Source organism: Actinomadura sp. WMMB 499 (assembly GCF_008824145.1).
GTDB lineage: Bacteria > Actinomycetota > Actinomycetes > Streptosporangiales > Streptosporangiaceae > Spirillospora.
Genome location: NZ_CP044407.1, coordinates 6,853,195 through 6,876,552 on the forward strand (window position 1 = coordinate 6,853,195; position 23,358 = coordinate 6,876,552).

General features: G+C 73.0%; 17 protein-coding genes. 7 read left to right on the plus strand and 10 right to left on the minus strand.

Annotation, left to right across the window (positions count from 1 at the left end; translation table 11 throughout):
• Nucleotides 1–2: 2 nt before the first annotated feature.
• Nucleotides 3–2,084 carry a prolyl oligopeptidase family serine peptidase gene (locus F7P10_RS30825; RefSeq protein WP_151014630.1) on the minus strand — a complete coding sequence of 694 codons (2,082 nt, stop codon included), beginning with the start codon at nt 2,082–2,084 and terminating at the stop codon, nt 3–5.
• A gap of 178 nt (nt 2,085–2,262) precedes the next feature.
• Between F7P10_RS30825 and F7P10_RS30830 the strand changes: the two genes are divergently transcribed.
• The 4 genes from F7P10_RS30830 (at nt 2,263) to F7P10_RS30845 (ending at nt 5,925) form a co-directional block, all read left to right on the plus strand.
• Nucleotides 2,263–3,729, plus strand: a complete 1,467-nt coding sequence (locus F7P10_RS30830) for a serine/threonine-protein kinase (RefSeq protein WP_151014632.1) — start codon at nt 2,263–2,265, stop codon at nt 3,727–3,729.
• Nucleotides 3,730–4,011: 282 nt separating this feature from the next.
• The gene (mshB, locus tag F7P10_RS30835; protein ID WP_151014635.1) at nt 4,012–4,911 is read left to right on the plus strand and encodes an N-acetyl-1-D-myo-inositol-2-amino-2-deoxy-alpha-D-glucopyranoside deacetylase; all 900 of its coding nucleotides are present in this window, start codon (nt 4,012–4,014) and stop codon (nt 4,909–4,911) included.
• Nucleotides 4,912–4,933: 22 nt separating this feature from the next.
• On the plus strand, nt 4,934–5,410 hold the full coding sequence (locus F7P10_RS30840; protein WP_151014638.1) for a DUF6113 family protein: 477 nt from the start codon (nt 4,934–4,936) through the stop codon (nt 5,408–5,410).
• Nucleotides 5,411–5,421: 11 nt separating this feature from the next.
• Nucleotides 5,422–5,925: a flavin reductase family protein gene (locus F7P10_RS30845; protein WP_254716113.1), complete on the plus strand. Its 504-nt coding sequence runs from the start codon at nt 5,422–5,424 to the stop codon at nt 5,923–5,925.
• Here the strand turns inward: F7P10_RS30845 and F7P10_RS30850 are convergent.
• The 4 genes from F7P10_RS30850 to rocD all read right to left on the minus strand — a co-directional run bounded on the left by F7P10_RS30850 (nt 5,907) and on the right by rocD (nt 10,619).
• On the minus strand, nt 5,907–7,532 hold the full coding sequence (locus F7P10_RS30850) for a DHA2 family efflux MFS transporter permease subunit (RefSeq protein WP_151014641.1): 1,626 nt from the start codon (nt 7,530–7,532) through the stop codon (nt 5,907–5,909). The genes F7P10_RS30845 and F7P10_RS30850 overlap by 19 nt on opposite strands.
• A complete protein-coding gene (locus tag F7P10_RS30855; protein ID WP_151014644.1) occupies nt 7,529–8,116 on the minus strand; it encodes a PadR family transcriptional regulator in 588 nt (195 codons plus the stop codon). Before F7P10_RS30855 ends, F7P10_RS30850 begins: the two co-directional genes overlap by 4 nt.
• A gap of 128 nt (nt 8,117–8,244) precedes the next feature.
• Complete coding sequence (locus F7P10_RS30860; protein ID WP_151014647.1) at nt 8,245–9,291, minus strand: LCP family protein; 1,047 nt, start codon at nt 9,289–9,291, stop codon at nt 8,245–8,247.
• Between the two features lie 161 nt (nt 9,292–9,452).
• Nucleotides 9,453–10,619, minus strand: coding sequence for an ornithine--oxo-acid transaminase (rocD, locus tag F7P10_RS30865; protein ID WP_218040748.1), 1,167 nt, complete (start codon nt 10,617–10,619; stop codon nt 9,453–9,455).
• Nucleotides 10,620–10,829: 210 nt separating this feature from the next.
• Here rocD and F7P10_RS30870 point away from each other — a divergent pair, with 210 nt between their 5' ends.
• From F7P10_RS30870 to F7P10_RS30880, 3 genes are all read left to right on the plus strand, one after another.
• Nucleotides 10,830–11,342 (plus strand): Lrp/AsnC family transcriptional regulator, encoded by a 513-nt coding sequence (locus F7P10_RS30870; protein WP_151014653.1) that lies wholly within the window; start codon nt 10,830–10,832, stop codon nt 11,340–11,342.
• 10 nt (nt 11,343–11,352) lie between these two features.
• Nucleotides 11,353–11,835: a ribonuclease E activity regulator RraA gene (gene rraA, locus F7P10_RS30875; RefSeq protein ID WP_151014656.1), complete on the plus strand. Its 483-nt coding sequence runs from the start codon at nt 11,353–11,355 to the stop codon at nt 11,833–11,835.
• Nucleotides 11,836–11,954: 119 nt separating this feature from the next.
• Nucleotides 11,955–14,021 (plus strand): M6 family metalloprotease domain-containing protein, encoded by a 2,067-nt coding sequence (locus F7P10_RS30880; protein ID WP_151014659.1) that lies wholly within the window; start codon nt 11,955–11,957, stop codon nt 14,019–14,021.
• 61 nt (nt 14,022–14,082) lie between these two features.
• Here F7P10_RS30880 and F7P10_RS30885 read toward each other — a convergent pair whose 3' ends face one another.
• The 5 genes from F7P10_RS30885 to F7P10_RS30905 all read right to left on the minus strand — a co-directional run bounded on the left by F7P10_RS30885 (nt 14,083) and on the right by F7P10_RS30905 (nt 23,358).
• Complete coding sequence (locus F7P10_RS30885) at nt 14,083–15,264, minus strand: Cmx/CmrA family chloramphenicol efflux MFS transporter (RefSeq protein WP_151014662.1); 1,182 nt, start codon at nt 15,262–15,264, stop codon at nt 14,083–14,085.
• A 73-nt stretch (nt 15,265–15,337) separates the two neighbouring features.
• Nucleotides 15,338–15,913: a TetR/AcrR family transcriptional regulator gene (locus F7P10_RS30890; RefSeq protein ID WP_151014665.1), complete on the minus strand. Its 576-nt coding sequence runs from the start codon at nt 15,911–15,913 to the stop codon at nt 15,338–15,340.
• Nucleotides 15,914–16,049: 136 nt separating this feature from the next.
• The gene (locus tag F7P10_RS30895) at nt 16,050–20,720 is read right to left on the minus strand and encodes an SAV_2336 N-terminal domain-related protein (protein ID WP_151014668.1); all 4,671 of its coding nucleotides are present in this window, start codon (nt 20,718–20,720) and stop codon (nt 16,050–16,052) included.
• Between the two features lie 23 nt (nt 20,721–20,743).
• Nucleotides 20,744–21,709: a MoxR family ATPase gene (locus F7P10_RS30900; RefSeq protein ID WP_151014671.1), complete on the minus strand. Its 966-nt coding sequence runs from the start codon at nt 21,707–21,709 to the stop codon at nt 20,744–20,746.
• On the minus strand, nt 21,709–23,358 hold the full coding sequence (locus F7P10_RS30905) for a trypsin-like peptidase domain-containing protein (protein ID WP_151014674.1): 1,650 nt from the start codon (nt 23,356–23,358) through the stop codon (nt 21,709–21,711). The genes F7P10_RS30900 and F7P10_RS30905 overlap by 1 nt, the downstream gene beginning before the upstream one ends.

Here is a 23,358-nt window from a genome sequence, read left to right on the forward strand (position 1 = left end):
CTTTACCTCGCCAGTGCGTTCTTGAGCCAGTCGACCTGGAGGTGCAGGAGGTTCTCCGCGACGACCTCCTGCGGGGTCATGTGCGTGACGCCCGACAAGGGGAGGACGGTGTGCTGGCGGCCCGCGGCCAGCAGCGCCGACGACAGCCGCAGCGTGTGGGCCGCGACGACGTTGTCGTCCGCCAGCCCGTGGATGATCATCAGCGGGCGTTCCAGCTTCCCGGCCATCTCGACGAGGGAGTTCGCCGCGTAGCTCTCCGGCTCCTCGTCGGGGTGGCCCAGGTACCGCTCGGTGTAGTGGGTGTCGTAGAGCCGCCAGTCGGTGACGGGCGCGCCCGCGACGCCCGCGTGGAACACGTCCGGGCGCTTCAGGACGGCCAGTCCCGCGAGCCAGCCGCCGAACGACCAGCCGCGGACCCCGACCCGGTCGAGGTCGAACGCGGCCGGGTGCAGCCGGGCCGCCTCGATGAGCGCGGTGATCTGGTCCTCCAGGACGGGCTCGACGAAGTCGCCGCGCACCGCGCGTTCCCAGACCGGCCCGCGTCCGGGCGTCCCGCGGCCGTCCGCGACGACGACGGCGAAGCCCTGGTCGGCGAGCCACTGCGCCTCACAGTAGGCCCGCTGGACGGCCAGGACGCGCTGCGCGTGCGGGCCGCCGTAGGGATCCATCAGGACCGGCAGGCGCCCGTGCTCCGGCTCCCAGCCGGTCGGCAGCAGCACCGCCGTGCGGATCTCCCGGTCCCCGGCGCGGATCAGCTCGATGCGCGGCGTGATCACCGGGGTCTCGGCGAACGACACGATCGGGTGCGTCCCGGCGGGCCCGCGCACCTCGATCTCCGACCCGGGCCGGTCCAGCCGCGCGCCCGTCACGACGGTCACCCCGGCGGACCGGACGCCCCCGAAGACCCCCTGGCCGTCTGTGATTTTCGTCACATCACCGCCGTCGAGGGAGTACAGATGCACCTCGGTCGGCTCCTCCGACCCGGTGAACAGGATCGAGTCGCCCTCCACCCCGAGCACCGACCGCACCTGCAGCCCGCCCGGCGTCACCGGTTTCCCGGCGACCGTGATCCGCCGCGTGTCCGTCGCCCGGTCCTCGGTGACCCACACCAGCTCGCCCGCGCCGGTCCGCGCGGGCAGCCCCGGCACGATCTCGGTCCACACCGCGTCGTGCTCGTTGTGCAGCAGCGACGTCTCCCCGTTGGACGGGTCGACCCGCAGCACCCGCTGGGACCGCTGGTCGCGCGGCTGCACCACGATCAGCAGCCCGTGCCTGTCCCACGACGCGTTCACCACGTACGGGAACTCGCCGCGGTCCCACGCGACCGCCAGCCGGCCGCCGTCCACCTTCAGCAGCACCAGCGAGACCAGCGCGTTCGGCGTCCCGGCGGCCGGGTAGGCGATCTCCGCGGGCGGCGCGTCCGGGTTCGCCGGGTCGGCGATGTGCCAGCGCTGCACCGGCGTCTCGTCCACCCGCGCGGCCAGCACCGTCCCGCCGTCCGGCGACCACCAGTGCCCGCGCATCCGGCCCATCTCCTCGGCCGCCACGAACTCCGCGAGCCCGTAGGACACCTGCTCCGACTCCGGACGGACGAGCGCGCGGTCGTCGCTCCCGTCCATCTCGATCACCCGCAGCGTGCGGCCCGACACGTAGGCGATCCGCCGCCCGGCCGGGTCCGGCCGGGCGTCGAACACCGGCGTCGCCGCCGGCAACTCGCGCACCTCCCCGCCGTCCAGGTCGGCCACGTAGAGCTGCCCGCCGAGCGTGAACACCGCCCGCCGCACGTCCCGGTCGACGGCGTACCCGACGATGCCCCCGGCCTGCTCGCGGGCCCGTTCCCGGCGCGCCCGCTCCTCCGCCGGCAGCTCCTCCTCGCCGGGCACGTCCAGCGCGGCCGGATCGGCGACCAGCCGCTCCTCGCCGGTCGCCGCGTCGAGCGTCCACAGGCAGGTGACCGGGTCGTCGCCCGCACGGGTGCGCAGGAAGACCACGCGCGACCCGTCCGGCGCGATCTGGAAGGCGCGCGGGACGCCGAGGGAGAACCGTCGGGTGCGGGCGCTCTGCCGCGGATAGCTGATGCTCATGGGAATCGAGTCTGCCAGCCTGATGGTTGGAGAAGTACGGCGCGAGGACCCCGCGACCCCTATGATCACGGGTCGTCGCCTCGTGGGCGGTTAACGACCCCTGCCCGGGTCCGCGCTCGCGTAAGCTCAAAGCTTCCCCAAGCACTTTGTTGTCGTCGCGGGCGGTGAGGAGAGGTCAATGTCGGAGCTGCAGCCGGGAGATCCCCGGCGGCTGGGCTCGTACGAGGTGGTCCAGCGCCTCGGCGAGGGCGGCCAAGGGGTCGTCTACCTGGGCGTCGACGCCTCCGGAAGCCAGGCCGCGATCAAGCTGCTGCGCACCGACCTGGCGGCGGACGCCTCGGCGCGGAACCGGTTCGTCCGCGAGGCCCAGGCGGCCAAGCAGGTCGCGCGGTTCTGCACCGCGCAGGTCCTCGAGGCCGACGTCGCGGGCGACCAGCCGTACATCGCCAGCGAGTACGTCCCCGGCCCCGCGCTGTACAAGCAGGTGACCGACAGCGGGCCCATCACCGGCGCCGCGCTCGAACGGCTCGCGATCGGCACGCTCACCGCCCTCACCGCGATCCACCAGGCCGGGATCGTCCACCGCGACTTCAAGCCGCACAACGTCATCATGGCCCCGGACGGCCCCCGCGTGATCGACTTCGGCATCGCGCGGGCCCTCGACACCGGCCAGACGAACGCCACGAAGGCGATCGGCACCCCGTCCTACATGGCCCCCGAGCAGGTCGCGGGCGCGACCCTCACCGAGGCCGTGGACGTCTGGGCGTGGGCCACCACGATGGTGTTCGCCGCGACCGGGCGCCCCCCGTTCGGCGACGACACGGTCGTCGCGGTGATCAACCGGGTCATGCACGAGCCCCCGTCGCTCGAGGGCGTCCCGCAGGACCTGCACCGGATGATCTCCGCCTGCCTGGCCAAGGAGCCCACCCAGCGCCCGACGGCCCAGCAGCTGATGATGACCCTCATCGGCGGCGCGAACCCGAACACCCCGCTCGCGGGCCAGACCCGCATGGACGACCCGACGCAGGCCACGTCGATGCTCGCCGAGGGCTCCACCCTCGCCGCCGGCATGGGCGTCGCGGGGATGGGCGCCGCGGGCATGGGGAACGGGCCCCAGCACGTCTCGCCCCGCGACTACACCGGCGACCTTCCGCCCGCGCGCGGCTACACCGGCGCGCACCGCGGCGGTGCCCGCTACGACGACTACGACGACTTCGAGCCCGAGCGCCGCTCCAAGGCCCCGATCATCGCGGGCGTGGCCGTCATCGCGATGCTCGCCGTCATCGTGGGCGTCTTCATGTCGACCCGCGGCGGCGACGACGGCGAGTCGAACCTCCCGGTGCAGCCGACGACCTCGGAGGTGTCGGAGACGCCGACCACCGAGGAGCCGACGGAGGAGGAGCCGACGACCGAGGCCCCGCCGACGACCGAGGCCCCGCCGACGACCGAGGCGCCCCCGACGACCGAGGCGCCCCCGACCACCGAGATCCCGCCGACCGGCGGTGGCGGCGGAGGCGGCGGCGGTGACGATGACGACGACCTCCCACCGACGAGCAACCCGCCGACCGATCCGCCGACGACGCCCACCGACCCCGGGCCGACCGGCGGCGGTGGCGGCGGTGGCGGCGGCGACGTCCCCAACTGATCAGCGGCGCCGGGCGCTCCGCGTGAAGTGACGGGCGCCACGCCCGGCGAAGGCCGGGCCACGGCCTCGCGGGCAGGGGGACGGTCCGTGCCGTCCGCGCGGCGCTCCACGTCGTGCCCGTCGCCCCATCGTGCCCGTCCGCCCCGAACGTCGCACACGCCCCCGTCCGGATCCGTTCCGGGCGGGGGCGTCGTGCGCCGCGATGGTGGCGGATCGGTGGATTCGGGTCCAACGGAGGGCGGTCATCGCCGGTTGGGCGCGGGCTGAGTAGGCTCGTTACCCATGAAGGAGCCGCGGATCCTGTTCGTCCACGCCCATCCGGACGACGAGTCCATCGGGACCGGGGCGACCATGGCCAAGTACGCCGCCGAGGGCGCCCACGTCTGTCTCGTCACCTGCACGCTCGGTGAGGAGGGCGAGGTGATCCCGGAGGACCTTCGCCATCTAGCGCCCGACAAGGAGGATCGTCTCGGCGAGCACCGGATCGGGGAGCTCGCGGAGGCGTGCGTGGCCCTCGGGGTGAGCGACCACCGGTACCTGGGCGGGCCCGGACGCTGGCGCGACTCGGGCATGATGGGGACCGCGGCGAACGACCGTCCGCGGAGCTTCTGGCGCGCGGACGTGGACGAGGCGGGCGGGGAGCTGGCGAAGGTCGTCCGGGAGGTACGGCCGCACGTGATCGTCACCTACGACGAGCGCGGCAACTACGGGCATCCGGACCACATCCAGGCGCACCGGGTGGCGTGGCGGGCGTTCGAGCTGGCGGCGGATCCGGCGCACGAGGACGGGGCCGAGCCGTGGCGGGCCGCGAAGTTCTACGCCTACGCGACGCCGCGCACGGTGCTGGCGCGGGCGATCGCGGTGATGCGGGAGGCGCGGCTGCCGTTCGCGCGCGTCGCGGGACTCGACGAGCTGGGCTCGGGCGTCCCGGACGACCAGGTCACGACGGTCGTGGACGCGCGGGCGTACCTGCCGGCGAAGCTGGAGGCGCTGCGGGCGCACCGGACGCAGATCGTCGTGGCGCCCGAGCAGGTGGGACCGTTCTTCGCGCTGTCGAACAACCTGGGGCAGCAGGCGTTCGGCACCGAGTACTTCATCCTGCAGGAGGGCGAGCCGGGGCCGCTCGGGCCGGGCCGCCGGGAGCGGGACCTGTTCGCCGGGCTCGCGGACGACGCGGACTGACCGGCTCGATACGCTGGCGCCCGTGGAGAACGACGAGCCCCCGATCGAGGTGCCGGCCGAGTCCGAGGACGGGCTCCGGAGCGGGCCCGAGGTCGAGAGTCCCGCCGAGGCGGTCGTGTCGGCCCTGGCGTACGTGATGCTCGCCGCGCTCGGCGCGGTGTACGGGCTCGTCGGTTCGTTCGTCCAGGACTGGACGGTCGGCGACGTCCCGGTCGCGTCGATCGTCCTGGTCGCGGTGCTGTTCGTGCTGGTGCGGCTGGCGGGCTGGGGGATGGGTGGCCGGACGGGCGCGGTGATCCCCGCGTTCCTGTGGCTGATCGTGGTGTTCGTGATGTCGCTGCAGCGCCCGGAGGGCGATCTGGTGGTGCCCGCGACGGTCGCCGGCTACGTGTACATCATCGGCGGTCTGCTGGCGGCGGTGCTCGGGGTGATGCGCGTCCCGGCGTCCGGCCGGTCCGGGCAGTGGCTGGTGCGGGGCCCCGCTCGTACCCGCGGGTAGGGTGCGGCGCCGTGAGCGATGAGCGAGGCGTCGGACCGGCCCTGTTCCGGGATGTGATGGGCCGGTTCGCGACCGGTGTGGCGATCGTGACGACGGTGACGGACGTCGGCGCCGAGCACGCGATGACCGTGAACGCGTTCACGTCGGTGTCGCTGGATCCGCCGCTGGTGATGTTCTGCGCCGATAAGGCCGCGCGGTTCCACGGGATGGTGCTGGAGACCGGCCGGTGGGCGGTGTCGGTGCTGTCGGAGGAGATGCGGGACGCGTCGGAGCGGTTCGCGACGCGGGGCCGGGCGCTGGACGGGCGGCTGGAGGGCCGTCCGCACGTCCGGGGGCCCGCGACGGGCGCCCCGATCCTGGCGGGCGCCCTCGCGGCGCTGGAGTGCCGGACCCGCGCCGTCCACGACGGCGGCGATCACACCATCGTGGTCGGCGAGGTCGTCGGCCTGGACGTCCCGAACCCGGACGGACGTCCCCTGATCTTCTACGGGGGCGGCTACCGCACCTTGGGCTGACCGGCTGGGACGGCCGCGGGCCCGGCGGCGGGCGGGGCGGTCCGGCGGTGGCCCTTCACGCCGAAGCACGCGGCGGCGCCGAGCAGCATGACGGCGATGGGCAGCGCCATCGTGGGGAGCATCGCGTCGACGAACCCGTGCCCGAACACCTGCGCGGCGAGGTCCTGGACGCGGTGGGCGACGTCCGGCGGGACGTCCGCCGGGAGCTGCCGGGGCGCGCCGGTCTGGCCCGCGCCGACCTCGAGGCCGCCCTCGGCGGCGTTCGCGAACCCGTCGACGAACCCGGCGCGGGCGTCCGGCGGCAGGGCCCCGGCGCGCCGCGCCGCCTCCTCCTGGAGCGAGGCCGCGAGCCGGTTCTGCAGGACGGCGCCGACGGCGGCGCCGCCGAGCACCGAGCCGATCTGCCGGATCGTGTTGTTGACGCCGGACGCGGCGCCCGCCAGGTGCGGCGGGACGTTGCGGGTCGCCTCGGTGGCCATCGGCGCGAACACGCCGCCGATGCCGAGTCCGACGAGGACGAGCGGCGCGATGAGCGCCGTCCAGTCCGTGCCGACATCGGCGACGGAGACGATCCACATCATGCCGCTCGCGTAGAGGGTGAGGCCGGTCATGAGGATGAACTTGCCGCCGACGCGGTCCGAGAGCCGTCCCGCGAACGGGGCGAGGAGCATCGACACGACCGACGACGGCGCCATCACGAGCCCGGCCTCGAGCGCGCTGAACCCGAGGACCGACTGCAGGTAGATCGTGAGCGGCAGGACCATCCCGATCATGCCGATCGACACGGCCGCGCCGACCATGCTCAGGATGGTGAAGTTGCGGTCGCGGAACAGCGAGAACGGGACGAGCGGCTCGCGGTCCTGCCGCCCCCGCTGGTGCAGGACGAACACGGCGAACAGGACGGCCCCGGCGGCGAGCAGCCCCCAGATCCGTGCGTCCCACCCCAGCTTCTCGCCTTCGGTGAGCGCGAACACGAGGCAGAACAGCGCGGCGGACGCCAGCAGCACGCCGGGAACGTCGAACCGGTGCCGGACGCCCGGCGCGTGCGGCGGCAGGATCGGGACGGCCATCGCCAGCACGAGGATGCCGATCGGCAGGTTCACGAAGAAGATCCACCGCCAGTCGAAGCTGGTGACCAGCAGCCCGCCGATGGTCGGCCCGGCGACCGTGGACACCCCGGCGACGGCGCCCCAGATGCCGAGCGCGGTGCCGCGCCGTTCCGGCGGGAACACGTTGATGATGATCGACATCGTCTGCGGCATCAGCAGCGCGGCGCCCAGGCCCTGCGCGGCGCGGGCGGCGATGAGCTGCGCCGGGTCCTGCGCGATCCCGCACACCAGGCTGGCCAGCGTGAACAGCGCGACGCCGGCGATGAACAGGTTCTTCTTGCCCCACAGGTCGCCGAGGCGGCCGGCGCTGATCAGCAGGACGGCCAGCACCAGGATGTAGGCGTTGACGATCCAGAGGATCTGGTCGAGGGAGGCGTCGAGCTGCTCGGTCATGCTCGGGATCGCGATGTTCACGATCGTCAGGTCGAGCAGCGTCATGAAGAAGCCGAGGGACAGGGTGAGCAGGATCGCCCACGGGTTGCCGCGCCACCTGGTCATGGGGTCTCCCTGGTCGCTTCGGATTCGGTCCAGGTGACCTGGCCCGACTCGATGTCGTCGGCGAGCGCGCGGACGTGCTCGAGTTCGGCCCGCACCCGCGCGATCGTCAGTTCCTGGTCGAGCAGCTTGTAGCGTTCGAGGCCGTTCTTGCGCAGCGCCTCGTACACGGTCCGGGCGGCGGCGAGCAGTGCCTCCAGCGCCACGGTCCGGCTGCGTAGCAGCCGCGCGACCTCGTCGGGCGGCAGCAGGTTGGCGAACGCCAGCGCGGTGCCGAGCGTCGGGAACTCCTCCGTCGGCTTGGCGAACAGCTCGGCGAGCCGGTTGTGCGCGGCGTCCCGTCCGGCGGTGGTGACGGCGTAGACGGTGCGTTCGGGGCGGCGGCCCTCGCGGGACGTCTCGAGCGGTTCGATGAGTCCGGCGCCGGTGAGCCGGTCGACGGTGTGGTACAGGGAGCCCGGCGTGATCTTGACGGCTTCGTCGAAGTGGCGGACGCGGATCCGCTGCTGCATCTCGTACGGGTGCATGGGCCCGTCGCACAGCATCCGGAGCACTGTCAGCGCCGGGGGCGTGAGCGGCCTGGACATGGTCGGCGCCTCATTGGTTCATTCGGATTAGTCTGCACAGACTAATCCACCGCAGAGGACTCGCGCGGGCGATTCGGGAAATTCCGGCAGACCGCCCCCGGTCGCACCGGGGGACGGCGCCCGGCGCGTCAGCGGACGGTGTCGACCGTGTTCGAGCCGCCGTGGCGGGACACGTACTCCCCGATGCGGTCCTCGCGGACGGCCGCGAACAGCGTCGCCGCCTTGGCGTGGTCCAGGAGGATGACGCTCTGCGCGCCCCTGGCGGCCGGACGGTCGACGGGCGTGGTCACGTACTCCAGCCCGCCCACGTCCAGCAGCCGCGTCGCGAGCTTGCGCAGTCCCGCCGCGGTCACCGTCTCGTCGACGGTGACCGAGCCCGTGACCGCCCGGATGAACCGGTCGATCTTGATCGGGTTGCGGGTGTCGAGGGCCTTGCCCGCGAGGGCCTCCAGGAACGCCTGCTGGCGCTTGATCCGGTCCAGGTCGCCGTTCGGCAGGTTGACGCGCTGCCGGACGAAGTCGAGCGCGTCGGCCCCGTCGAGGTGCTGCGTCCCCGCCCGCCACGCGCGCTGGTACTTGGGGTCGTAGGTGTCCTGGCTGATCGTGACGGTCACGCCCCCGAGCGCGTCGGTCATCTCCACGAAGCCGCCGAAGTCCAGGGCCGCGTAGTGGTCGATCCGGACGCCGGTCAGCTTCTCCACCGTGCGGATCAGCAGCCGCGACCCGCCGTAGGCGAACGCCGCGTTGATCTTGTCGGTGCCGCGCCCGGGGATCGGCACCCAGCTGTCGCGCGGGATCGCCACCACCGACACCCGGTCGCCGCGCTCCGCCATGTGGACGATCATGATGGCGTCCGCGCGGGCGCCCATCGACGGGATGTCGGCGCGCCGGTCGGAGCCGATGAGCAGCCAGTTCTCGCCGCGTCCGGTCGAGGCGGGGCGGTCGCTCGTCGTCGGCAGCGCGTTCTCGACGCGCTCGACCTGCCCGTTGTAGGAGCGCTGCAGCGCGTACGCGCCGCCGACGACCGCCAGCAGCAGGACGAGCGCCGCGCCGCCGCAGCCGAGCAGGATCCGGCGTCGCCGCCGGTCGCGCGGGTTCGTGGCCCCGGCCTTCGCGGCGTCCGTCCGGGGGAGTCCGTCTGCGGGGGTGTCGTGCTGGGGCGGCGTCGGCTGCATGGGGACACCCTGGTGCCGCCGCCGCGCGCGCGCCGGCACGGCAGGCGGACGCTGGCCGACTCTTTGCCGATCCCAGAGTTCCCGATGGGCGTGCGGGGGAAGTGATCTGGGTCGTCGCCGGGCGCCGTTGACCGGCGACGACCCCGTCTCGAGGCCCGCGGTCAGCCCTTGAGCGCGATCTCCAGCTGGTCCAGCGCCCAGTCCAGGTCGGCGGGCTCGATGACCAGCGGCGGCGCCAGCCGGAGCGTGGTGTCGTGGGTCTCCTTGGCGAGGACGCCGAGTCCCATCAGCCGCTCGCTGACCGGACGGGCCTTCCCGTGCAGCTCGACGCCCGCCCACAGGCCGCGCCCGCGCACCTCGCGGACGACCTCGGCCGGCAGGCCGCCGAGCCGCTCGTGCATGTGCGCCCCGAGGTTCCTGGAGCGTTCCTGGAACTCGCCCGTCCGCAGCATCGCGACGACCTCGCGGCCGATCGCGCACGCGACCGGGTTGCCGCCGAACGTCGAACCGTGCTGGCCGGGCTTGAACACGCCGAGGACGTCCGCGTCCGCGACGACCGCCGACACCGGCATGATGCCGCCGCCGAGCGCCTTGCCCAGGATGTACACGTCGGGGACGACGTCCTCGTGCTCGACCGCGAACGTGGTGCCGGTGCGGCCGAGGCCCGACTGGATCTCGTCGGCGATCATCAGCGAGCCGTTCGCCGTGCACAGCTCCCGCACCGCGCGCAGGAACCCGCTCGGCGGGACGTTCACACCCGCCTCGCCCTGGATCGGCTCGACGAGCACGCCGACCGTGTCGCCGTCCATCGCGTCCTTGAGCGCGCCGGCGTCGCCGTACGGGACGGTCCGGAAGCCGGGCGTGTACGGGCCGTAGGAGTCGCGGGCGTCCGGGTCGGTCGAGAAGCTGATGATCGTGGTCGTCCGGCCGTGGAAGTTGCCCTCGAACGTGATGATGTTCGCCCGGTCGGCCGGGACGCCCCGGACCTCGTAGCCCCACTTGCGGGCCGTCTTCAGCGCCGTCTCGACGGCCTCGGCGCCGCTGTTCATCGGCAGCACCATGTCCTTGCCGCACAGCTCCGCCAGCTCGGTGACGAACGGGCCGAACTGGTCGTGGTCGAACGCGCGGCTGACCAGCGTCACCCGGTCGAGCTGCCGCCGCACGGCTTCGGTGAGGCGCGGGTTGCGGTGCCCGAAGTTGACGGCGGAGTAGGCGGCCAGCATGTCCAGGTAGCGGCGGCCCTCGACGTCGGTCACCCACGCGCCCTCGGCGTCCGCGAGCACGATCGGCAGCGGGTGGTAGTTGTGCGCGCTGTGCTCCTCGGACATCGCCCGCAGCTTCTCGGTCGGCGTCACGTCGCTCCTTCGCGGCTCGGCCCCGGCCGGTCGGGCCGGGGGCAACGCTGAACACCGGACGGGACGGGCCCGGTGCCGAGGGGGAGGACCGGACGGGACGGGTGGCCGACGGTCCGTTCCACAGCGTATGTTCGGGATCTACCGCCGACCAGTGACCAAAACCGACTTGGGGGGTGTTGTTTGTTGCGTCTTGACGAGATCGACCGGCGGATCGTTGCGCGCCTCCTGGAGGACGGCCGCGCCTCCTACGCGCAGATCGGCGACCGGGTCGGGCTGTCGGCCCCGGCGGTGAAACGGCGCGTCGACCGGCTGCGCGCGGACGGTGTCATCACCGGCTTCGCCGCCGTCGTCGACCCCGCCGCCGTCGGCTGGACGACCGAGGCGTTCATCGAGATCTTCTGCACCGGCGCGACGTCCCCCGAGGAGATCCATTCGAGCGTCCGCGGCCACCCCGAGGTCGTCGCCGCCTACACGATCAGCGGGGACGCGAGCGCGCTCGTCCACGTGCGCGCCCGCGACATCCAGCACCTGGAGCAGGCCCTCGAGCGGCTCCGCCGCGAGGACAACATCACCGCGACGAAGACGTCGATCGTCCTGTCGCGGCTGATCGGGCACCCGTTCGACGCGCCGTCCGGGCGCCCGGACCGCGCGGACCGTCCGGACCCTGCCGGGACCCCGTCGGTTACCGGACAGTAGGCTGCCGGGCATGGAGTTCGCGACCGCTGACCTCATCGACGACTTCGGGGACGAGCTGCGCAGCTGCGAGACGCAGTTCCGGCAGTACGGCGGGCGGGCGCGGTTCGCCGGGCCCGTCTCGACCGTCCGCTGCCACCGCGACAACGGCCTCGTCAAGAAGCTGCTGAACGGTCCCGGCGAGGGCCGGGTGCTCGTCGTGGACGGCGCCGGCTCGCTCGCGTCCGCGCTGATGGGCGACCTGATCGCGGCCGCGGCCGTCCGGAACGGCTGGGCCGGCGTGGTGATCAACGGCGCGGTGCGGGACGTCGCCGCGCTGCGCGAGCTCGACCTGGGCGCGAAGGCCCTCGGCTCGAACCCGCGCAAGAGCGCCAAGGACGCCGCGGGGGACGTGGACGTCCCGGTGACGTTCGGCGGCATGGAGTTCCGGCCCGGCGACTGGCTGTACAGCGACGAGGACGGCATCGTCGTCGCCGCGCGGAACGTCCTCGCCTGAGACCCGCCGCGCGCTGGCGCGACCTGCCAGAACGGGCCGCTCAAGATCGTCTAAGTCCTCCATAGGACGGCGCACCACACATCTTTACCGTCGCACTCATCCCGTGCGACAGGAGAAAGATGCGCGTCAAGAACGCCCTCGTGGTGCCCGCGGCGGCAGTGCTGCTGCTCGCGGGCCTCGCCGCCGCGCCCGCCGCCGCGCAGCCGCGCCCCGCCGGCCCCGACCCCACCGTGAACCCTTGGCAGATGCGGCACTGGCCGCAGACGCAGCCGTGGCAGCGCCCCGAGCCGTCCCCCCGGACGTTCGCCGCGGGCGGCGGCCCGGGGCCCATCGACCCGCAGAACTACGAGCTCCCCGACACGATGACCTGGGACGACTACGCGGCCGTCCCCGGAACCTCGTGGGCCGACCCGTCCCGCGAGGGCTCGATCAAGAACTTCCGGGGCGCGGTCGTCCTGGTCGACTACGCGAACCAGCCGTTCGTCGTGACGCAGCCGAAGAACTCGTCCGTCTTCGGCAACCCGAACCTCGTCGGCGACGTCCCGCGCGAGGACGTCGCGCGGTTCTATGAGAACTACCTGAACAAGCCGCAGGACCTCAACCACGGCCACACCCTCCACGAGTACTGGATGGAGGACTCCGGCGGCCGGTACGGGGTCGACCTGACGGCGTTCGGCGCGTACCGGATGCCCGCGAAGGACCACGAGTACGGCATCGACGACCGGATGCAGGGCGGCAACGGCTGCCCCGAGGGCGACACCTGCAACCGCGACCTGCGCACCGACGCCCGCGCCGCGTGGGTCGCCGACGTCGGCGAGGAGACCGCGTCGCGGTTCGACTTCGTGTTCTTCCTGAGCGCCGGTCAGGACGAGTCGTCCACCTGGCAGGAGTTCGGCGAGATGAAGTTCGGCACGAAGGAGCGGGTGCCGGACCTGTGGGGCTCGGGCGATCCGAAGCTGCCGAACTGGGTCGACACCCGATACGTCGACTGGACGTCCTGGCAGGCGGGGTCGACGATCTGGCCGAACGCCACCCGGGGCAGTTCCACGCAGGCCGAGAGCTCCGGCATGGGCGTGTTCGCGCACGAGTTCAGCCACATCCTGGGCATCGGCGACAACTACAACAACCCGTACGGCGACCCGCCGCGCCGCGCGTTCAGCGGCCCGTGGGACATGCTGAGCCGCGGCAGCTTCAACGGGCCCGGCGGCCCGCACGCGCGGTGGACGATCCCGGCGACCGGCGCGTCCATGGGCGCCCAGCACATGCTGCGCAACAAGCTCGAGCTGGGCATCGTCGATCCGGCCAAGGTGCTGCGGATCGACCGCGAGGCGCTCGCCGCGCGGGGCATGGTCGTCGCGAAGATCACCGCCCGCGCCGCCGAACCGGGCGAGAACACCCTCGCGGGCATCAACCTGGAGTTCGGTGCGGCCGGCGACAGGAGCCCCGCGTGTGACACCGATACCGATCCGATGTGCGACGGCGGCGGGTACGACAACTACACCCTCGAGGTCGTCGACCGCATGGGCATGGACTCCTTCACCCCCGACTCCGGGGTGCTGCTGGCCAAGACCAAGAACGAGGACGACTCCCCGTTCATCTGGGTGAAGGACGCGAACCCGCAGGACATCGACAAGGTCGACTTCGTCCTCCCGGACGGGACGGAGCAGAAGATGACGATCGGCGACTACCGGCAGCTCTCGGACGCCCTGTTCCGCGCGGGCACGGACTCCGGCAGCGAGTTCGAGTACGCCGACGAGGCGAACCGCCTGCACTTCTACGTCCTCGACCTCGAACGCGACGCGGACGGCGTCCTGTCCTACACGGTCGGGATCCGCTCCCTCGACGGCGCGGGACCGCGGCGCCGCGGCGTCAAGGTCGACTCCGGCGACGCGAGCCGCGAGGACGGCGGCTGGCTGAGGTGCGGGATGGAGGTCCACAACCGGGGCCGCGGCGGCACCGGCCACCACGGCTCCGACGTGTTCCGGCTGAAGGCCGAGGTGGACGGCGCGGGCTGGCGGGTCCGGCTGCCGAACACGCTCGCCACCGCCACCGACGGGCACAGCACCTGGGTCGACGTGTGGGCCAAGCCCGGCCCGGACGCCGAACGCAAGGCCAAGCTCCGGCTGACCGGCACCTCCGAGAGCGACCCGACGAAGTCCGACACCGGGACGTGCCGCCTGCCCTGACCTCGCCTCTGCTCCGGGGCGCCGCGTCCGCGGCGCCCCGGATCCGTCGGGTGCGGCCCCGTCACACCCGGACGGGAGACCGCTCCGCCTCCGTGACCGGAGCCTTCCGCCGCACCTGCCCCAGCGCGACCGCGCCGACCGCGAGGACGCCCAGGCCCGCGCCGATCCACGCCGTGGACGCGTACCCGGCGCCCGCGCCGAGCGCGAGGCCGCCCAGCCACGGGCCCGCGGTGATCCCGACGTTGAACGCGGCGACATTCCCGGCCGCGACCAGCGTCGTCGCGCCGTCCACCAGCCCGAACGCCCGCGTGTTCAGCGCCGGGTTCGTCGCGAACCCGAACAGGCCCAGCAGGAACACCAGCGCGGCCGCCGGTACCGCCGACTCCAGCACCAGCGCCAGCCCCGCCGACACGGCCACCAGCCCCGCGAACCCGGTGTAGAGCGTCGGGACCGTCCGCGCGTCGGCCGTCCGCCCGCCGACCGTGATCCCGAGCAGCGCGCCCGCCCCGTACAGGGCGAGCACCCCGGGCACCCACGCCTCCGCGAGTCCCGTGGTGTCGGTCAGCATCGCGCCCAGGTAGCTGAACGTGACCAGCAGCGCCCCGGTGGCCAGCGACGTCGCCGCGAACGCCAGCCACAACCGGGGGACGCCCAGCGCCCGCACCTGCTCGCGCACCCCCGGCGCCGCGTCCCCGGACCGTCCGCCCGGGATCGTCGCCGCCACCCCGGCCATCGCGACGACCGACAGCAGCGCCACCGCCCAGAACGCCGCGCGCCACCCGAACCACTGCCCCAGGACCGTCCCGGCGGGCAGCCCCACGATCGTCGCGACGGTCAGCCCGCCCGCCAGGACGCTCATCGCCCGTCCCCGCACGTCCGCCGGCACCAGCTCCATGGCCGTCGCCGCCGCGACCGCCCAGAACCCCGCGTAGACGAACGCGCCCACCACCCGCGTCCCGAACAGCACCCAGTACCCGGGCGTCAGCGCGCCCACCACGTGCGCGAGCGCGAACACCGCGAGGAACGCCAGCAGCGCCCGCCGGTGCGGCCACCGCAGCGTCGCGACCGCCAGCACCGGCGCCCCCACCAGCATCCCGATCGCGAACGCCGAGATCAGCAGCCCCGCGTCCGGAACCGACACCCCCAGGTCGTCCGCCATGCCGGGCAGCAGCCCGGCGAGCATCAGCTCCGACGTCCCCTGCGCGAAGATCGCCGCCCCCAGCACGTACACGGCCGGTCGCATGTCCGCCCCCATTCTAGATTGATTGGTCCAAAACTCGTCCATGAAAAGCGGCGGCCCGCCCGGGGCCGCCGTCTCAGATCGCGTTCATCGCCGTCTCGGCGATCGCCCGCAGCGCAGCGCGGTCCGCGCCGCCGCGTGCTGTGACCCGCAGACCGCCGACCGTCGACGCCACGAACCGTGCCAGAGCGTCCGCGTCCTTGCCCGGGTCGATCTCCCCGGACGCCATCCCCGTCTCGATCGCGGCGCGCAATGCATCGACGCGCTCGCGCTGATCGCGTTCGATCCGCTCCGCGATCTCCGGATCACGAGGGACGAGCTCCACCACCGTGTTCACGACGAAGCACCCCAGTGGATCCCCGTCGTCGGGGTTCGCCGCACCCTCGAGCACGTCCCATAGGCGATCGCGCACCGGCCGCTTCGAGTCCTCGAGCACCTCGACGAGCCCGCCCGTCTTGATCTCCATGTACCGGGCGAGGGCTTTGCCGAACAACTCGTGCTTGCTGTCGAACGTGTTGTAGATGCTGCTGCGCCCGAGTCCCGTGGCCTCGCACAGGTCCCGCGTCGACGTCCCGTCGTACCCGGCCGTCCAGAACGCCCGCATGGCCGCGTCGACGGCCCGGCCCTCGTCGAAGTTCCGCGGTCTCGCCATGCCGGTAACGTAGCACGGTTTTGTACTGGTCGATTCAATATCGGTCGCCGGGTTCGCGATCACTGCATCCGGAACGGATCCGCGCCGACTCCCGTCAGAGCGCCGGATCTGCACGAGGACGGTCCGTACACGACGGTCAGGAAGGGGGTGACGAATCGGCGACCTGGAGCATGACGAGCTCGCCCTCCCGTTGCCGCACGAGGAGGCCCCGCCCCGGTGGCATCGGTTCGGCGAGGAGTGAGTCGAACGGGTGCGCGATCTCTCCACGACAGGGCCCCAGCAGCAGTAGGGGCTCCCCGAGGCCGGACAGCACCGATGCGAGGGGGCTCGGCGGACGATCGTCCGTCACGGCGAGAACCACGTGCAGCGGGGCGCGGGGGTCGCCGTCGCGGAGCATCGACAGCAGGTAGTCCTCACCGACGGAGGCGTTGCCGTCGACGATCACCACGTAGGTTTCCGGGCCCGCCAACAGCGCGTGGGTCTCTTCCACGAACTCGTTGAATTCGTCGGACGTCTCCGTGTACAGCATGCCCTGCTCGACCGGGGACTCCAGGCCGAGCCGGTTCGCGGCGGCTCGCAGGTGGCCTCGCGGGTCGAAGACGCACACCGCGATCTCTTCCGGGTCGATGTTCCATCTGGCCAGCCCTCTCAGCAGCAACCGGACGAGGTTCGTGCGTCCGGCCCCCGGCGTGGCCGCCACGAGGAGATGGGAGTCATCCCGGAAGTCCAGCACGACGGGCTCGCGTGCCGCGTTGCGCGCACCGATCACGACCCGTCCGTCCGCTGCTTCCGGCAGCTCCCCGACGTGTATGCGCGCGGGCAGGGGGTTCGCGTAGACGACCGCTGGAGCATCGCCCCCCGAGGCAAGGACACGGACCCACGCCCTTGCGCGGTTCTCCTTCGCCGAAACCTCTATCTGCCGGTAGTCGTCCGGAGCAGTCGCCTGTGCCCCTCCTTGTACCACGTCCTCGTACAGATGTTGTGACACCGCGACAGCCAGCGAACTCCCTGCCTCGTCGTGGGCGTCCTTGAACGGTTGCGCGTCCAGGATCCGGAACACGCGGTTCACAGCGATTCCCCGGATCCCGTTGCCGTCGTGGCTGACCTCCCCGGCGTGCACCGCCACCCGCAGGCTGATGCGCGCACCGTCCGAAGCGGTCTCGTTGTGCCGACGCAACTCGGCGGCCAGCCTGTCCACGGCCGTCGACAGCAGGGCTTCCGTTCCGCCACCAGGGGGCATGACGACCAGGACACCGTCGCCGCGGTCCTCCCAATAGCAATCGCTGAGCCGGACTCCGGCCGCTCGCAGGCTCGCGTCCAGCATCCCGAAGAGGGTTTCTCGCAGTCGTCCCCGGAGGTCGTCCGTTCGTGACGCCTCCTCGAAGAAGGCCAAGTCGCACGCCAGGATCGTGTACTGGCCGGGTGGGAACGGGGCGGGGGGTGCCGCCGGCCGCGAAGGCGATTCTTCGGGCGGCGACGTGTGCTCCAGCAGGCGTGCTTGCAGGAGGAACGCGTCCAAGGTGTTCCGGTCGGGTTCGGCGGCCGGGGTGAAACGGGCCAGTGCGCCGCTCGCCGACCGTAGGTACGCGTCCTGGTCGCCCGCGAAGGTCACCGGACGTCCGAGGAGTTGCAGCGCCGTCCTCGGAGGCAGGCGGCCGGTGGCGATGCGCCAGTCGAGCAGCGGCATGAGCCGGTTCCATGCGCCGCCGCTCCCGACCGTCTCGGAAGCGAGCACCAACGCCACGTCGAGGCTCTTGCCCCGCTGGGCGAGCCGGAAAAGGGTCTCCGCGACCTGGGGACGGCTGGACGGGAGCGTCAGCGATGTGTCGACAACAACGAACACGGACGCGCGGCCGCCGTCATGCCCGGCGGTGCCGGATATCAACTGATCCGACAGGAGTTCGAGGAAGCCTTGGAGTTCGTCCGGGCGCCCGAGCAGTTCTTCCCCGTCGTACAGCGTGTGCGGAAGGCCGAGGGGCTCGCCGAGGGGGTGCTCACCCAGGCCGCCGAAGATGAACGAGACGTCCTCGGGGGAGTGCGTCGCCGCGATCGCCAGCGTGAGGGCCCGCAGCAAGCGGCGCCGTTCCGCGGTGCCGCCCACGATCAGTCCGTGCGGTATGTATCGGCCCAGCACGTGGAGGAGAGGCGAGACGGGGGCGCCGTGTTCGTCCAGGCCGATGACCGGGGGGCGCGGGTTCTCCCCCCGGTTCAACGTGAGTACGTTCTGCTCCTCCTCCGGCGGAGCGGCCCCGGTCGGGGAGCGAACGTCGCCGCCGTCCGGGGGTGAGGCATCGGGATGGTGCTCGGTGGCGGTCTCGCCTCTCCTTGTGTCGGGAATGACGGCGCCGGTCTGGGGTGAGGCCGCGGGGACGCGGTCGGCGGCGGCCCGCGCGACGCGTTCGATGAGCGGCTGGATCCGGGCGTCGGATCGGGCGATGCGGAAGGCGCGTACGGATGCTCCCGAGGGCCCGCTGGTCGCGCCGCCGATCAGCCCCTCGTCTCGTAGAACGGCGCTGTCGGGAGGGCGGTCGCCCGCGCTGATCGTCCACTTCGGGAAGGGCATCTCACCGAAGACCGGCTCCCGAGCGGAGAGCAGAAAGCGGATCCCGGTGTCGACTCCCGCGCCGCTCAAGCGAGTCAAGCGCGCGGTCGCCTCGGGCCCGAGCAATGTGTCGGCGTCCTCGAGAATGACCAGGAGGGGTGGAAGCGGGTCCCTAGTCCGGTCAAAGCTGTATTGGTCGCGGTATCGAACCCAATCGCCCAAGCCTGCCCCGCGCAGAAGGTTCCTGCGCCTTCTCTCCTCCGCGAACAGTACGTCCAGGAGTCGGCGCATGACGTAGTTCGGTGTCGGGTCGCTGACAGCGGCCATCAGGTGCGGTAGTGCGGTCAGGCCGGCGAAGGACGCCCCGCCGGAACAGTCTGCGAAAACGAAACGGACCGCATCGGGTGAGTGTTCGAGGACCGAAGCGAGAACGAGCGTCCGCAGCACACGGCGTCGAAAGTCTGCGGAGCCCGTGATGATCGGTGCGTTCCGGTACGACCCCAGGACATCCACACGGACGATCTCGCCGTGATCGTCCACGCCGACCGGAAGGGGGCCCACCGGCCGGTCCCAACGCTCGCGGACGAGTTCGTCCAACGGCGCGTCCAGCAGATCGAGCAGGTTCGGCGGCGGGGGCGGCCCGGACGGCGCGGGGGACAGGTGCGCTCGGGTCTGCGGAGAGACCGTCGCGAAGTGGTCGGTTTCGGCGACCAGGCGCACCCGGCCACCGGAGGACGGGACGAGCGCGCGGAAGATCTCGGCGCTCGTCCCGGCGCGGCGCTCGATCTCGGCGGACACGGCCTCGAGGACGTGCCTCGTGTGCTGGGCCTCGGGACGCGGCAACGTGTCGAGGAGGGCTTCGCGGGCGCCGGGGACGAACGCGTAGTGCGTGCCGTCCACGGGACGGAGCAGCCCACTGAGCAGCACCTCTGCAAGCTGTCCCGGCCCCGAACCGTCGAGGATCCGATGCTGGATCAGCCGCATGACGGGAAGCGACGGCACCGACACCGCGACGTGCGCGGCGAGTTCGGCGGCTGCGGGAGACGCCGAGGTCAGGAAGCGGCGGACGCGTTCGTCCACCGGCAGTTCGCGCTCCCGTTCGACCGCCGAACCCGGAGCGAGGCCCGAACCGGGGGCGAGGCCCGAACCGGGGGCGAGGCCCGAACCCGGGGCGGCGCCCGAACCGAGGGCGAGGCCCGAACCGGGGGCGGCGCCCGGGACCGTACCGGCCGCATGCAGGCTCGCGACCGAGAGCGGCCGCGGTCCCGCGCCCGTCACCAGTCCGGCCCACGACGCCAGCCAGCGCGGGGCGATCTCGAGGACCGGCACGGGCACGCCCGCCGGAGGATCCCCGTCGAACGGGACGAACCGGAGATCGGAGTTCGCGGCACCCGGACGCGGAAGGTGTGCGTGGCCCGGCGACGTGGGGGCGGCCGTCCGCCGCCACAGCCGCTCCGGGAGCGGCTGCAGGATCGCGGTCGGCCCGGTGCGGGCCCACCTCCGGACGGCCCGCGCGGCCCGTCCGTCCCACCAGTGCGGGCCCGAGCAGTCGCTGAGGACGAGCACCGCGTGGCGTCCGGACGCGTGCAGGAGCGTGCCCGCGTCCTGCGGGGGCGCGCCCGGAACGCCCGCCACGCGGTCGCCGTCCAGGTACGAGACGTGCACGTCGGCGAACGCGCCCTGCCGGACGAGGACCTCGGCGAGTTCGCGGGCGAGGGGCCGCCACAGCCGCATCGTCGGGCCGGTGTCGACGACGAGGGACAGCGTCAGCCACCGTTCGGGCGCGGGCACGAGGACGGGCGCCCACAGTCCGGAGTCGGCGATGCGCGCGGCGGTCGCGTCCTCGTCGAGTTCGCGGCGGTGCCGGGACGGGACGCGCCGCTTGAGCGGGCGCAGCGCCCGCTGCAGGCCGCGCGGGTCGGCGAGCATCGGCGCCGTCGGGACGAGCAACTCCTCGGCGCCCGTGTCCGTTCCGGCGGCAGGGGCAGCGGCGGGGAGCGGATGGAGCGGCACCTCGGCGGGCGCCGGTGGAACCGTGGGCTTCCGGAGCCCCGGCGGCTCGCGGAGCGGGCTCGGCACGTCGGCGAGACCGTCCGCGAAACCGGGGACCGGACCGGCCGGCTCGGTGTCCACCGGCGGCACGAAACCAGAAGGGGAAGGCTCGTCCATGTGGCAGGCGAGCCACAGCAGTTCGCTCAGCTCCTGCGCGTCCGGCGGCGCGCCGGTCGCGGCGAGGACGCTCCGCAGCCGCTCGATCTCGCTCATCGCCGGTCGCTCATCGTCGCCGGTCACTCATCGTCGATCGGTGCCGTCAGGTACGGCATGATCCGGTCGGCGAGCGCCCGGCGGTCCTCGGCGTCGGCGTGCCGGCACAGGTAGACGGCGTTGAGGAGCTGGTCGGTCGCGAGGGTTCCGGCGGACGAGCGTTCGAGGAACCGGCGCACGAGGTCGTCGCTGCGGTCGGCGAGCGGGCCGAGGTGCTCGCGGACGATCGCCGCGAGTTCGGCCTCGCCCGCGGGCTGCCGCAGCTCGACGGTCACGCAGCGGCGCAGGAACGCGGGCGGGAACTCGCGCTCGCCGTTGCTGGTCAGCACGACGAACGGGAACGCGCGGCACCGGACGGTCCCGCGGGTGATCGTGGCGGACGGGCCGTCGGCCGTCATGACCTCGGCGGAGGTGTCCGCGCGCCGGGTCAGCTCGGCGATCTCGTACGCGCCCTTCTCGAAGATCGTGAGGAGGTCGTTCGGCAGGTCGATGTCGCTCTTGTCGATCTCGTCGACCAGCAGCACGCGCGGGCGCCCGTAGGGGAGCAGCGCCGTCCCCAGAGGCCCGAGCCGGATGAAGCGGCCGATGTCGTCATCGTCCGGCATCCGGTCGTGGCTCGCCGCGTACAGGCGGGTCAGCGGGTCGTACTGGTACAGCCCGTCGCGCAGCGTCGTCCGGCTCGTGATGGGCCAGTGCAGGACGGGCCCGAGTCCGAGTTCGTGCGCCACCGCGTACGCGAGCGTCGACTTGCCCGTGCCGGGCGGGCCCGTCACCAGCAGCGGGCGCCGCAGGTACAGGGCCGCGTTGACCTGCTGGACCGCGTCGTCCGACGGCAGGTAGGTCGTCGCCTGGTGCGGGTCGCCCGGCCCGCCGTCCGGGTGGGGCAGGACGGGCCCGCCGTCGAACGCGCGCCACGGCGGCGGGTCGGGCAGCCGGTCGACGCCGTCGTGCGGTTCGCGGCTCCCGGTGTACAGCAGCCAGTCGGGCACTATGCCTCCATCGCGAGCGGCGGGTCGGGGAGCCGGGACGGGTCGTCCCACAGCATCGTCAGGTCGCGGCCGCAGTGCGGCTCGCCCTTCGGGGCGCCGCGCGCCTGCTGGCGCAGCCGGTGCGCGACGCGCGGCAGGTCGCCCGGCTGCTCGCCGCGGACGGCCGACGACAGCTCGCCGGACAGGCGGTTCCCCGGGCAGTCGTCGTGCGAGGCGCCGTCGCAGGCCGTCCGCGGCCACAGCATGACCGGGATGCCGTTGTTCAGCGCGGCGGTCAGCCACGGTTTCACCGGTTTCGTCCCGTACACGAGGACGGCGTAGTGCGGGTTGGCTTCGAGCCGGTCCTCGAAGTCGCCGCCCCTGCGCGGGGTGTCGCACCCGACGGTCTCCGGCTCGGCGCACCCGCGGTCGGTCAGCGTCCGCCAGCGGCGCCAGGCCAGGTTGCGGCGGATCGAGCCGGGGTGCAGCCGCTGCACGTCGCGGACGACCACCGGGAACTTCCGCATCTGGATCTTGCTGACGGGGTCGGCGTACCACTGCTCGAACGGCCTGCCCAGCAGCTTCTCCGGCACCGCGAACTCGATCATGTAGTCGAGGGCGTCCAGCGTGCCGGCCGCCTCGGCGACGGCCGTCTCGACGGCGCGCCGCACCCCCTTCTCCTGCACCTTTCCCACGTTGCGGGACGTTCCGACGGCGCCGCCCACCCAGGTCTGCACGGTCAGGTCGAAGGCGTCGTCGAACGTCTGCCGCTCCAGCCGCACGATGACCGACGGGGGAGCGGCGCCCGGCTCGTCCGCGGGGGCCGCGGGCAGGTGCCGTCCAGTCCAGCCGGCGAGCGGCCGCCGCCGCGCCTCCGGCAGGTGCCGGCCGAAGCCGCCGAGGAACCGGACGAGCCGGTCCTGCGGCCAGCCCTCGGCCACGTACCGGACCGCGTCCCACGCGGACCGGAACCCGTCCGCCCGGGGCCGCCCGGTCGCCCCGGCGACGTCGGCGGCCATCGACTCGTCGCACGCGATCCCGGCCAGCAGCTCGCGCAGCTCCCGGCGGGCGGTCGCGGTCAGCCACGACAGCGGCAGCAGGTCGTCCAGTTCCTCCCAGTACAGCCGGATCCGGGAGACGGGGAGCATCCAGCCGCGGTCGGCACCGCCGCGCTTCTCGGCGTTCGTCACCATGCCGATGACCTCGCCGGTCCCGGTGTCGTAGACGGCGGAGCCGCTGAACCCGGCCTGGAGGACGTCGTTCGGGCCGGTCCGGATCTCCTGCCACTCCCGCCGCCTCGACCAGGCAGGGTCCGTGATCACGGTCGCGTGCCGCTCGGCGCCGTCGCGCGTGTCCGGGAACCCGCACACGCCGAACCACCCGCCGGACGCCGCGGCCGGGTCGGCGAAGACCGCGGGACGCCACGGGACCGGTTCGGCCAGCTCGAGCACCGCGACGTCGCCGGGGTCCCCGGGCCGCGCCCAGTCACCGCACCGGACGACCTTCGCGGGCAGGTCCTCGGCGAGGCCCGGGAAGCCCACGCGCGCCTCGTCCCTGCCCTGGACGGTGTGCGCGCAGGTCAGCAACCGCGTCGGGGTGACCAGGAACGCCGCCCCGAGCTTCCCGCCGCCCGCGCCGCCCACCCACGCGCGCCAATCCAGGTCGCCCAC